Genomic DNA, 12,466 nt, shown 5'->3' on the forward strand with positions numbered 1-12,466 from the left:
ACCACGAACTGATGAAAGTTGCCGGCCAGCAGGCCGGTCGCCCCGACGGTGGCGAAGATGCCGGTGGCCAGGGCGCCGAAAGCACCGCCGACGCCGTGCACGCCGAAGGCGTCGAGGGAGTCGTCGTAGCCGAGTTTGTGCTTGAGCATCACGCCGCCGTAACAGACGGCGCCGGCCAGCAGCCCCATGACCAGGGCCGAAGCCGGAGTGACGAAACCGGCGGCGGGGGTGATGACAACCAGACCGGCGACAACGCCGGAGGCGGCGCCGAGGGCGCTCGGTTTGCCGGCCTTGAGCCATTCGACCAACATCCAGGAGAGGGCTCCGGCGGCGGCCGCGGTCTGCGTGGTGGTGAAGGCCAGCGCGGCGCTGCCCCCCGCAGAAAGGGCACTGCCGGCGTTGAAGCCGAACCAGCCAAACCAGAGCAGGCCGGCCCCGAGCAGAGTCATCGGCAGGTTGTGCGGGGCCATGCGTTCATGCGGATAGCCCTTGCGCTTGCCGAGAAAAACCGCCAGCACCAGCGCCGAGATACCGGAAGAGAGGTGGACAACGGTGCCGCCGGCGAAGTCGAGAGCCCCCATCTTCAGCAGCCAGCCTCCCTCGCCCCATACCCAGTGGGCGAGCGGGTCGTAAACCAGGGTTGCCCAAAGGAAAATAAAGACACAGTAGGTCGAAAACTTCATCCGCTCGGCGACGGCACCGGCGATCAGTGCCGGGGTGATGATGGCGAACATCCCCTGGAACATGACGAAGACGTAGGTAGGGATGGTGCCGGTGAGGGTGTCGGGGGTGATGCCGCCAAGGAAGATATTTTGCAGACCGCCGATGAAAGTGCCGGCGCCGCCGAAAGCGAGGCTGTAGCCGAAGGCGACCCACTGCACGCCGATGATGGCCATGGCGGCAAAGATGTGCATACTGGTGGAAAGGACGTTCTTGGCGCGGACCATGCCGCCGTAAAAGAGGGCGAGGCCGGGGAGCATGAGCAGGACCAGGGCCGAAGAGACGAGCATCCAGGCGGTGTTGCCGGCATCGGGGCCTTCGGCGAAGGCCAGCGCCGGCAGAAGCAGCATGGCGCAGAGGGTGGGCAAGGTGCGGCGACAGAGGGCTGCGTACATCTTTGTACCTCCATTGTATGGTCAGCGTTGGCCTATCGAACGCTGTCGGTCTGCCCACGGGATTGAGCAAGGCCTGTGCCATACAGTATAAACCCTGTAAATGTCGATGGTTGTGCGATTAAACTAAGGATTTTCCGGAAGGGGATGTGCAAAAAACGGGCAGGAATGCTTGAAGGAGAGGCGTGAGGCGCTGGACTTCGGATATGGATCAGGGATCGGGAGGGCTCAGCCTGGCCCCCGATCCCTGATCCAATGTCCCTTTGTTAAACGAACTCCACCCAGCCGTGCGGGTCGGGGAGGCGGCCGTACTGGATTCCGGTCAGGGTCTCGTAGAGCTTGAGGGTCAGCTTGCCCGCACTTCCCCCACCCAGGGTCACAGTGCGGTCGCGGAAGGTGAACTGGCCGACGGGAGAGACGACAGCGGCGGTGCCGGTGCCGAAGGCCTCCACGAGGCGGCCGTTGGCGGCGCCGTCCAGAATCTCGTCGACGGTCAAAGCCCGCTCCTCGATCTCCAGACCCATCTCTTTCACCAGGGCCAGAATGGAACGGCGGGTGATACCGTCAAGGATCGTCCCCTTCAGCGGTGAGGTGACGACTTTGCCGTCATAGAGGAAGCAGATATTCATGCTGCCAACCTCTTCGACGTATTTGCGGTGCACCGCATCGAGCCAGAGAACCTGGTCGAACCCCTTCTGCGCCGCCGCCCGCGAAGCGAAAAGGCTGGCAGCATAGTTGCCGCCGGTCTTGGCTTCGCCTGTGCCGCCCGGGGCGACGCGGACGTACTCATCGGAGATCCAGATCTTGACCGGGTTCACGCCCCCCTTGTAGTAGGCACCCACCGGTGAGAGGATGATGTAGCAGAGGTATTTGTCTGCGGGCTTGACGCCGAGAACCGCCTCGGTGGCGATCATGGTCGGCCGGATGTAGAGGCTGGTCCCCTCGCTGCGCGGCACCCAGTCCGCTTCGAGCCGCACCAACTCCTTGAGCGCTTTGAGGAAAAAGGCCTCGTCGACCTCGGGCATGCACATGCGCCGGGCGCTGCGGTTGAAGCGCTTGATGTTCTCCTCGGGACGGAAGAGGGCGATGCGGCCGTCCTGACGGCGAAAGGCCTTGAGCCCTTCGAATATCTCCTGGGAGTAGTGCAGAACGAGGGCCGCCGGATCGAGAGAAAAGGGGCCGTACGGCTCAATACGGGCAGAATGCCAACCCTTGCCGGCATCGTATTCCATGACGAACATTCGGTCGGTGAACTGCTTGCCGAAAACCAGCTTGGACTCGTCCTCGATGCGGGGCTTGCGGGTGCTCAGGGGCAGAATCTGGATCTCCATGGTCAGAACCGTCTCCGATCAGCGAAATAGGCGTAGCCGCAGGCGATTATTTACCACAGAAGCGCCGCTACGGGCAAGCGGTTTCGCGGTCCTGAGCAGATGGGAGAGGAGGGATTATTCCTCCGGGAGGCGGGGAGGTCGGACGAAGGGAGCCTGGCCGTAAAGCAGCCTGTCGCGGTTGTCCCGTTCTTCCTGCTCGCGAAAGCGCTTGAGCATGCGGTCGTATTCGGCCTTGTCGGCCACGTCCTTCAGGCGGTAGCCCATGTCGCGCAGTTTCCAGAGGTCTTCCATGGCCTTCCTCCTAATGAGGGTTCACGAGCCTTGTGACACCACGGTAGCCATGCTAACACCCCCTTCGACATAGTCAAGGTATTTTTTACTATAAATGTGATAACGCTGTTCTGAACTCGAATTCCGCAAAGTCCAGCAGGGCCGAGGAGCCACACCAATGGGCGGCGCGAACGCGGCGGGTCGTTTTATTGCCGCATACCCCGCGACGTGCTAAAAAAACAGCTTCCTTATTTTCTGCCGTACTACCGACAGGGGGTGAATGCAAATGACTTTCGACGAACTGGATCGGGCCCGGCGGCTCTTCGGCCTACACGAAAGGGCCACCCTGAGGGAGATCAAGAACCGCCACCGGGCCCTGGCCAAGCGCTTCCATCCCGACCAGGGCGAAAACGGCGATGCCGAACAAATGCGCCAGGTCAACGCCGCCTACCGTCTGCTGATCGATTACTGCACCGGTTACCGCTTCAGCTTCGCACGCGACGAATTTTTCGAGCAGAACCCCGAGGAGCGCCTGCGCGAACAGTTCGCGCAGGATGGGATCTGGCGGGGATAAGAACGGTTGTCGTTAATCAGGAACTGCCAGAGGCGGGAGAACGCATCAGGGGCCGTCACGATCTAGCGGCAATCAGCTGATCAGTTCGAAGATTTCTTTTTCGTCGTTAAAGTTGTAGATCTCACTGGTCTCGATGATGTAGTACCAGCCGTAGATATTGAGCTTCCCCTCCTCATAGCGGCTGCGGATGTAGGGGTAGGTGAGCAGGTTACGCATCTGTACCAGGATGTTCACCTGCTCGGTGAGCCATTCCCGCTCCTCTGGAGAGTCCCCCTGCATCAGCCGGTCGACCCGCCCTTTCACCTCTTTCGACACCGCCAGCCACTTGCGCACGTGGGGCATGTGCGCCAACTGCTCCGCGGACATGTTCATTGCGGCACAGCCGCCGCAATTGGAGTGCCCGCAGACGACGATGCTGTCGACCTTCAACTCCTGCACCGCGTACTCGACGGCCGAGGTGGTAGCGACGTACTCCTCGGTGATGCGATAGGGGGGAACAATGTTGGCGACATTGCGGATGATAAAAAGTTCGCCAGGGTGGGTCTGGGTGATGAGGTTCGGTACCACCCGCGAGTCTGAGCAGCCGATAAAGAGGGTGTGCGGCCGCTGGCTGCGGCCGAGTTCCTTGAACAGCTCGCGGTGGCTTTGAAAATCCTCCTCCCTGAAATTCATGTAGCCTTTGAACAACCGGTTCATCAATGAGGCCCCTTCGACTTTAGTTATATTAAAATTATGGCCTGCAATGAATAGCGTAAAAATCTTCAACTTTCAAGACAAAGCAGGCATTGCGAAGCGGTACGTCCATTTATTATTTTTCATTTTAAATAAAGCTGCAACTTTCATTCACCGCAAGAAATCCACGGGAAACCGAATCGTCTTTGAGGGGGGAGACGTGACGAGCCGGATTTTGCGACAATCCATTCAGCGGGAGAGACCAAGAAAGGCGAGGGTCGACTCCAGAGTGCGATTCACCACCTGCTCCCAGACAATGCCGGCCTGCCGCACAGCGTTCAGGGCGGCGGCGAACTCTCCGACCCCCTGGGCGATGTGGGCATCGCTGCCCAACGTCACCGAAGTGCCGAAGCGGGCACAGAGGCGGGCGATCGCCAGACAGTTCCCTTCACTCCCCTTGCGGCTCAGAGCAAAGGAGGAGTTGTTGATCTCCAGGGCCGTGCCGGTCTCCGCCGCCTTGCGAGTCACCGCCTCGTAATCGAGGGGAAACACGGGGTTGCCCGGATGGGCAACGACCTTGACCCGCGAATGCTCCAGTACCGACAGCAGCGCCCGGGTGTTCGCCTCCTTCCCCCGACCGTTGAAGCCGCAGTCCTCGTGGAAGCCGACCATGACCAGGTCGAGACTGTCCAGAATCTCGTCGGCGAGGTCAAGCTTGCCCTCCTCAAGAATGTTGGCCTCGACACCGCGCAGGATCCGCACCCCGTGCAGGCTTTCGGGGACAAAGCGCAGGGCGGCGAAATGGTAGGGGTGGGGACCGCCGGGCAACGCCGGACCGTGGTCGGTCATGCCAACCAGGCGCAACCCCTTGCCGGCGGCTTCCCGGGCGATTTCGTCGAGGGTGCTGTAGGCGTGGCCCGAGGCCAGGGTGTGGACATGCAGGTCGGCTTCGGGGTTGGCAAGACAGGTCATGACACTCCTGGTTCTGCTGCAGGTTACAAATCCATCGCCTGCATGGCGACGCCTCATATTAGCACACCCCCCCCCGCCCCTTGCAAACAGGAAGAATCTCGACAGAAAGTCCTTGAGGGTACGGCGCACTCCGTGATATATTTCCGCTCTTACACAGAATAGCCCCCATGGAAGCCCCCACCATGAATCATGACAAAATACTCTCCCGGATCAGCCGCCCTTCCCGTTACCTCGGCGGCGAACTGGGGAGCATAAAAAAAGCCCCGGCAGGGGTGGACGTCTCCGTCGCCCTGGCCTTCCCCGACGTCTACGAGGTGGGGATGAGCCATCTTGGCCTGGGCATCCTCTATCACATACTCAACGGTCTCGACTGGGCGGCCGCCGAGCGAGTCTATGCCCCCTGGCCCGATTTCGAGGAACACCTGCGCGCCACGCGGACCGAACTCGCCTCGCTGGAGACGGAACGACCGCTGCGGCGCTTCGACGTCGTCGGCTTCACCCTGCAGTACGAACTTTCCTACACCAACGTCCTCAACATGCTCGATCTGGCCGGCATCCCCCGCCGCCGGGAGCAGCGGGGCGAGAACGACCCGCTGGTGGTCGTCGGTGGCCCCTGTGCCTTCAACCCCGAGGTCCTTGCCGACTTCATCGACTGTGCGGTGATCGGCGACGGCGAGGAGGCGGTGGTCGAGCTTTGCGCGGCGGTGCGCGCGGCCAAGATGGCGGGCGAAAGTCGCGCCGCCCTGCTCGATCGCCTCAGCACCATCGAGGGGATCTATGTCCCGTCGCTGTTCGCAGTAGACTACCGGCAGGACGGAACCATCGCGGCGATCGCCCCCCAACGGCAGGGATATGCGAAGGTGCGCCGGCGATTCCTGGCCGACCTCGAGAGGGCTGACTACCCGACTTCACCCATTGTCCCCTTCATGAACACCGTGCACGACCGGGTGGCGGTGGAGATTGCCCGCGGTTGCACCCGCGGCTGCCGCTTCTGCCAGGCGGGCTACATCTACCGTCCCGTACGGGAGCGATCCCCGCAGCGCCTCGCCGAAATCATCGACCGTTCGCTGGCCCGCTCCGGCTACGAAGAGGTATCGCTACTCTCCCTCTCCACCGGCGACTACGCCTGCATCGAGCCGCTGCTCAAGGGACTGATGGAGCGCTACGCCGAGGAGAAGGTTGCCATCTCCTTTCCCAGCCTGCGGGTCGGCTCGCTGACCCCCGAGCTGATGGAAGAGATCAAAAAAGTGCGCAAGACCGGCTTCACCCTCGCCCCCGAGGCGGGAACCGACCGGCTGCGCCAGGTGATCAACAAGGGGATCACCGAGGAAGACCTGCTGGCGACCACACGCGCCGCCTTTACCCTCGGCTGGCGGCTGGTCAAGCTCTACTTCATGATGGGGCTGCCTACCGAGACGGAGGCGGACCTCTCGGCCATCGTCGAACTGGCCGCGCAAGTCAAACGCACCGGCAAGGGGACGCAAGGGGGGGCCGACGTCAATGTCGCCGTCTCCACCTTCGTGCCCAAGCCGCACACCCCCTTCCAGTGGGAGCCGCAGCTCGGCATCGAGGAGACTCTGCGCCGGCAGCGCCTGCTGCGCGAGGGGCTGCGGGTGCGAAAACTGCGCCTGAAGTGGCATGAGGCGGAGCTCTCCTTTCTCGAGGGAGTTTTCGCCCGCGGCGACCGGCGTCTGGGCGCGGTGCTGGAAAAGGCGGTCGACCTCGGCTGCCGCTTCGACGGCTGGCGCGACCACTTCGATTTCGACCGTTGGCAGCAGGCCTTCGCCGCCGTCGGCCTCGATCCGGCCTGGTACCTGCGGGCGCGGGCCGAGGATGAAATCCTCCCCTGGGATCACATCGACTGCGGCAGCCCGAAGGAGTTTTTCCTCCGGGAGCGCCGCCTGGCGCTGACCGGCACTTATACCCCCGACTGTCGCAGCGGGGCGTGCAGCGGCTGCGGGGTCTGCGATTTCGAAGAGCTGCGGATGCGCCTGACGATGCACGGCGAACTCGCCCTGCCGGTGCAGCCGCCGGCCGAACCGCCTGGGGACGAGGCGCGCTACAAGGTGCGCCTGCAGCTGCGCAAGGACGGCAAGGCCCGCTTCGTCAGCCACCTGGAATTCATGACCGTTGTGCACCGGGCGGCACGCCGGGGCGGCATCCCGGTCCGCTTCTCCGGCGGCTTCCACCCGCAGCCACGCATCTCCTTTCCCGATGCCCTGCCGCTGGGGGTAGAGAGCGACGCCGAGATCCTCGATTTCGAGCTCTACCGTCCCTGGAGCGCCCGTGAGGTGGTCGAGGCGCTCAACGCCCAACTGCCCGAAGGTTTTCGCGTCCTCGAGGCAGCGGCGCTGCACTGGCAAACCCCGGCCCCCTCTGTTAGCATTAAGGAGGTCGTCTACCGGGTCGAGCTGCCGGACGGCGCTCCGGCCGATCTCGCCGGGCGGCTGGCGGCGTTTCTCGCCGCCAGCGAAGTGCCGGTGACGCGGGAGAAGGGGATAAAATCGGTGGAACTGGATCTGCGCCGGGATGTTCACGACCTGGAACTTGCCGATGGCGCCATCTGGCTGACCGTCGCCAAGGGGAGTCCGGTCCGGCTGGCGGCCCACCTGTTGGGACTTTCGCAGGAAGCGGCCCGGGAACTGCGCATCCGCAAGACGGCCGTGGTACTCGGTTAAAACCCTCCGCCGACGGGAAGGGTGCCCGGACCGGTCCGATTGGTCCGAACCGTCTGATGGGCCATCCTTTCCGAGGGCAAGTGGTATTACTCAACTACTTACACTTTCAGATATATAAATTCAGATTTCCGGAGGTGACATGACCAAGGAACTGGTCATCAACACCACCTCCCACGAAACCCGGGTGGCGCTGCTGGAGAACGGCCATATCGCCGAACTCTACATCGAACGCAGCCGGGAGCGGGGGATAGTGGGCAACATCTACAAGGGGAAGGTGATCCGCGTGCTCCCCGGCATGCAGGCCGCCTTTGTCGACATCGGCCTGGAGAAGGCGGCGTTTCTCTACGTCGCCGATGTGCTCGACGAAATGGAGGCGGTGGAGCAGTTCGTCGAGGGGAACAGCCAGCACGCCAAGCCGGCGGAGGGGACGCCGGATGAGCATCCACCCCTGCCGCCGATCGAGGACCTGCTGCAGGAGGGGCAGGAAATCCTGGTACAGGTGGCCAAGGAACCGATCGGCACCAAGGGTGCCCGCATCACCTCGCACATCTCGCTGCCGGGACGGCACCTGGTCTACATGCCGACGGTCGATCACATCGGCATCTCCCGGCGCATCGAGCACGACGAGGAGAAGGACCGGCTGCGGCAGATCGTCGAGCAGATCCGCCCCCCCGGGACCGGGTTCATCGTCCGCACCGCCGCCGAGGGGAAAAGCGAGGAGGACCTGCACGCCGACATGGAGTTTCTTGTCGGGCTCTGGCAGGACATCGCCCGCCGCCGGGAAAACCGGCGGGCGCCCCTCCTGATCCATTCGGACCTCGACGTGACCAGCAAAGTGCTGCGCGACATCCTCACCGAGGACGTCGACCGCATCGTCGTCGACACCCAGGAGGAGTACGACAAGATCGTCCGCTTCATCGGCACCTTCATGCCGCGGCTCAAGTACGTCATTGAACTCTACGAGGACGACGAGCCGATCTTCGACGCCTTCGGCCTCGAGGTGGAGATCGCCCGGGCGCTGGGGCGCAAGGTCTGGTTGAAGAGCGGCGGCTACATCATCATCGAGCAGACCGAGGCGCTGACCGCCATCGACGTCAACACCGGCCGCTTCGTCGGCAAGCACAACCTCGAGGACACCATCCTCAAAACCAATCTGGAGGCGGTCAAGGAGATCGCCTTCCAGCTGCGCCTGCGCAACATCGGCGGGCTGATCATCATCGACTTCATCGACATGGAGAAGGAGCTGCACCGGGAAAAGGTCCATTCGGCCCTCGAGGAGACGCTCAAGAACGACAAGGCGAAGACCAACATCCTCAAGATCTCCGAACTCGGCCTGGTGGAGATGACCCGCAAGCGGGTGCGCGAGAGCATCGGCCGCACCCTCTGCGAGCCCTGCCCCTATTGCGAGGGGAAGGGCTACGTCAAGAGCCGCATCACGGTAGCCTACGAGATCTTCCGCGAACTGCGCCGGGAGATTCGCGACCTGCCCGGCTATCGCCTGACCCTGCTGGTCCATCCCGATATCGCCTCCCTGCTTTACGACGAGGAGCGTCAGGGGGTCGAGGAGATCGAGCGGCGCTTCGAAAAGCAGATCGCCATTACCGCCCGCCAGGGCTTCCACATCGAGCAGTTTGAAATCATGGTGGGGTGAAATTTCCCCTTGACAGCACGGCCTGAGGGCGAATATAGTGCCCCGTTACCGGTAACAGAAGATCAATTGAGAGCGAGGTGAATTTTTGATGTATGCGGTGATCAAGACCGGAGGAAAACAGTACAAAGTTTCCGAAGGAGACCTGTTGAAGGTCGAGAAAATCGACGGCGCGGTGGGTGATTCCATCGAGTTGAACGAGGTCCTCATGGTCGGTGGCGAAGAGGTAAAAATCGGAACACCCCTTCTCCCGGGTGCGAAAGTCAAGGCGCGGATCGTCGAGCAGGACAAGGACAAGAAAGTCCTCGTCTTTCACTCCAAGCGGCGCAAGGGCTATCGCAAGGCCTACGGACACCGTCAGCCCATCACTCGCCTGAAGATTACAGGCATCGAGGCTTAAGGAGGTTTTTCCATGGCACACAAAAAAGGCGTCGGCAGTTCCCGTAACGGCCGCGACAGCGCAGGCAAACGCCTGGGCGTGAAGCGTTTCGGCGGCGAAAACGTGACCGCCGGTTCGATTCTGGTCCGCCAGCGTGGAACGACCTTCCACCCCGGCAACAACGTCGGCTGCGGCAAGGACTACACTCTCTTCGCCCTGGTCGACGGCGTGGTCAAGTTCGAGCGCAAGGACAAGACCCGGCAGAAGATCAGCGTTTACCCGGCCTGATCCGTTCCGGCGGCACAGCCGAAAAAATGGAAGCCCGAGGTTCGCGCTGCGGACTTCGGGCTTTTTTAGTATTTCAACTTTTTCGCTACCGAGACACAGAGAAAGAAAATTCCTTTCCTTGGTTTTTCTCTGTGTTTCTGTGTCTCTGTGGCTAGACTGTCTTGTATGCAATTTGTCGATGAAGTAAAAATCCATGTCAAGGCCGGCGATGGCGGCCGCGGCTGCGTCTCTTTCCGCCGCGAAAAGTTCGTCCCGATGGGTGGCCCCGACGGCGGCGACGGCGGCGATGGCGGCGACGTCTGGTTCCGCGTCGACAGAGAATTGGGAACCCTGCTCGATTTTCGCTACAAGGTCCATTACAAGGCCGAGAGCGGCGGTCACGGCATGGGGAAGAAGATGCATGGCAAGGGAGGAGAAGATCTGATCGTCCGCGTTCCTCCGGGGACGCTGATCCACGATGCCGAAACAGGCGAGTTGCTGGCAGACCTGACCGAACCGGACCAGCAGGTGCTCCTGCTCAAGGGGGGGATGGGAGGGCGTGGCAACGCCCGCTTCGTCAGCAGCACCAACCGGGCGCCCCGGCATGCCCAGCCCGGCACGCCGGGCGAGGAGAGGAGTCTGCACCTGGAGTTGAAGCTGCTGGCCGACGTCGGCCTGGTAGGCATGCCCAATGCCGGCAAGTCGACCCTGATTTCCGCCGTTTCCGCCGCCCGCCCGAAGATCGCCGACTATCCCTTCACCACCCTGGTCCCCAACCTGGGAGTGGTCCGCTACGGAGGCTACAAGACCTTCGTCATGGCCGACATCCCCGGCCTGATCAAGGGAGCCAGCGAGGGGCACGGTCTGGGAACCCGTTTTCTCAAGCACGTTGAACGGACCGATCTTTTCCTGCATCTGGTCGACCTTTCTGACCTGCAAAGCGGTGACCCCCTGGAAAATTTTGAGATGATCAACCGCGAACTGCAGCGGCACAAACCGGAATTACTGAACAAGACCCAACTGGTGGTCCTGAGCAAGATGGATATTACCGAGGTCCGCGCGCGCATGGCCGAGGTTGCCCCCTACTTCTCTTCCCGCGGCTACCGGGTGTTCCCGATTTCCGCCGTTACCGGCGAAGGCGTCAAGGAACTGGTGACGGCGGTCAGTGGCGAACTGGAGCGTATGCGGCAGGTGAAAGAAGCCGCCGAAGAGGGGTCCGGCACGCCTTGACAGGCGCCCTTGCCGGGGCTAAGATTACGACCGGTTTTTTCATGAAAATCCTGCACTTCCAATGAGAGCTTTCGGGCATGCGCAAAACCCTTCTGTCCTACGTCAAGCGGGTGGTCATCAAGGTCGGCAGCGGTGTCATCTCCGGCAACGACGGACTCGACGCTACCATGATCGAAGCGATAGCCCACAGCGTCAACGAGCTGCGCCAGCGAGGACTGGAGGTCGTACTTGTCTCCTCCGGGGCGGTTGCCGCCGGCAAGGGCGATTTGGGGATCGTCGGCCGGCCCCGCACCATTCCCCTCAAACAGGCTGCGGCCGCCATCGGTCAGAGCCGCCTGATGCGCACCTACAAAGAGTCCTTCCGGGCCTACGGACGGACAGTGGCGCAGGTGCTGTTGACCCGCGACGATCTGGCCAACCGGCGGCGCTACCTCAATGCCCGCAACACCCTGATGACCCTGCTCGAGTTCGGCGTCATCCCGGTCATCAACGAAAACGACACGGTGGTGGTCGACGAGATCCGCTTCGGCGACAACGACAACCTCTCGGCCATGGTGACGAATCTGGTCGAAGCAAACCTCCTGGTGATCCTCTCCGACGTCGACGGGCTCTACGACAGCGACCCCAAGAACAATCCGCAGGCGAAACTGCTTCCCGTGGTGGAGCGCATTACCGAGGAGATCGAGGCGATGGCCGGCGGCGCCGTCACACAGCTCGGTACCGGCGGCATGGCCACCAAGATCAAGGCGGCCAAACGGGCTTCGCTCTACGGCGTGGGGACGCTCATCGTCAACGGCCGTATCCCGGATGTCATCCAGCGGGTCTTTGCCGGCGAGGAACTGGGCACCTATTTTCTCCCCGCCCGCGACCGCCTGGCGGCCCGCAAACACTGGATCGCTTTCACCAAGAAGCCGAGGGGCAAGCTTTTCCTCGATGACGGCGCCCGGAAGGCGCTGATGGAAGGAGGCAAGAGCCTGCTGCCTTCGGGCATCCAGGGGGTGGAGGGCGGTTTCGACCGGGGGGACGCGGTGCGCCTGTGCGACATGCACGGAGATGAATTCGCCAAGGGGGTCATCAATTACGCCCTGCCAGAACTGCTGCGCATCATGGGGAAGAAGTCGTCCGAGATCGAGGCGGTCCTCGGGTATAAATACGGGGACGAGGTCATCCATCGCGACAATCTGGTGCTGAAAAAGCAACTGGGGTCCGAAAGGTCGGACCGCTCGGACCCGTCGGACTAGTCAGACCAGTCGGAGGAACATCATGAACATCCGGAATGAGATGCTGAATCTTGCCCGCGAGGCCAGACGGGCTTCCAAAATCATGGCCAAAC

The 12,466-nt window shown here is 62.2% G+C and carries 12 protein-coding genes; 7 read left to right on the forward strand and 5 right to left on the reverse strand.

Annotated elements, in window-relative coordinates; genetic code table 11:
- From VD811_04260 to VD811_04270, 3 genes are all read right to left on the reverse strand, one after another.
- On the reverse strand, positions 1-1,115 hold a 1,115-nt coding region (locus tag VD811_04260), incomplete at its 3' end, for an ammonium transporter (protein HXV20193.1).
- A 263-nt stretch (positions 1,116-1,378) separates the two neighbouring features.
- The gene (locus VD811_04265) at positions 1,379-2,443 is read right to left on the reverse strand and encodes a branched-chain amino acid aminotransferase (GenBank protein HXV20194.1); all 1,065 of its coding nucleotides are present in this window, start codon (positions 2,441-2,443) and stop codon (positions 1,379-1,381) included.
- Between the two features lie 114 nt (positions 2,444-2,557).
- Positions 2,558-2,734, reverse strand: coding sequence for a hypothetical protein (locus VD811_04270; GenBank protein ID HXV20195.1), 177 nt, complete (start codon positions 2,732-2,734; stop codon positions 2,558-2,560).
- A gap of 265 nt (positions 2,735-2,999) precedes the next feature.
- Here VD811_04270 and VD811_04275 point away from each other — a divergent pair, with 265 nt between their 5' ends.
- Positions 3,000-3,287, forward strand: a complete 288-nt coding sequence (locus VD811_04275; GenBank protein HXV20196.1) for a J domain-containing protein — start codon at positions 3,000-3,002, stop codon at positions 3,285-3,287.
- Between the two features lie 72 nt (positions 3,288-3,359).
- Here the strand turns inward: VD811_04275 and VD811_04280 are convergent, their stop codons facing one another.
- Positions 3,360-3,983: a carbonic anhydrase gene (locus tag VD811_04280; GenBank protein ID HXV20197.1), complete on the reverse strand. Its 624-nt coding sequence runs from the start codon at positions 3,981-3,983 to the stop codon at positions 3,360-3,362.
- A 225-nt stretch (positions 3,984-4,208) separates the two neighbouring features.
- Positions 4,209-4,931, reverse strand: a complete 723-nt coding sequence (locus VD811_04285; GenBank protein ID HXV20198.1) for a phosphatase — start codon at positions 4,929-4,931, stop codon at positions 4,209-4,211.
- Between the two features lie 167 nt (positions 4,932-5,098).
- Between VD811_04285 and VD811_04290 the strand changes: the two genes are divergently transcribed.
- The 6 genes from VD811_04290 to proB all read left to right on the forward strand — a co-directional run bounded on the left by VD811_04290 (position 5,099) and on the right by proB (position 12,374).
- Positions 5,099-7,609: a TIGR03960 family B12-binding radical SAM protein gene (locus VD811_04290; protein ID HXV20199.1), complete on the forward strand. Its 2,511-nt coding sequence runs from the start codon at positions 5,099-5,101 to the stop codon at positions 7,607-7,609.
- A gap of 139 nt (positions 7,610-7,748) precedes the next feature.
- On the forward strand, positions 7,749-9,260 hold the full coding sequence (locus VD811_04295) for an Rne/Rng family ribonuclease (GenBank protein HXV20200.1): 1,512 nt from the start codon (positions 7,749-7,751) through the stop codon (positions 9,258-9,260).
- 88 nt (positions 9,261-9,348) lie between these two features.
- Positions 9,349-9,657, forward strand: a complete 309-nt coding sequence (rplU, locus tag VD811_04300; GenBank protein HXV20201.1) for a 50S ribosomal protein L21 — start codon at positions 9,349-9,351, stop codon at positions 9,655-9,657.
- A gap of 12 nt (positions 9,658-9,669) precedes the next feature.
- Positions 9,670-9,924, forward strand: coding sequence for a 50S ribosomal protein L27 (gene rpmA, locus VD811_04305; GenBank protein ID HXV20202.1), 255 nt, complete (start codon positions 9,670-9,672; stop codon positions 9,922-9,924).
- Between the two features lie 165 nt (positions 9,925-10,089).
- Positions 10,090-11,133, forward strand: a complete 1,044-nt coding sequence (obgE, locus tag VD811_04310) for a GTPase ObgE (GenBank protein HXV20203.1) — start codon at positions 10,090-10,092, stop codon at positions 11,131-11,133.
- A 77-nt stretch (positions 11,134-11,210) separates the two neighbouring features.
- Positions 11,211-12,374, forward strand: a complete 1,164-nt coding sequence (gene proB, locus VD811_04315; GenBank protein ID HXV20204.1) for a glutamate 5-kinase — start codon at positions 11,211-11,213, stop codon at positions 12,372-12,374.
- Positions 12,375-12,466: the final 92 nt, after the last annotated feature.

It is taken from the genome of Desulfuromonadales bacterium, from assembly GCA_035620395.1.
GTDB lineage: Bacteria > Desulfobacterota > Desulfuromonadia > Desulfuromonadales > DASPGW01 > DASPGW01.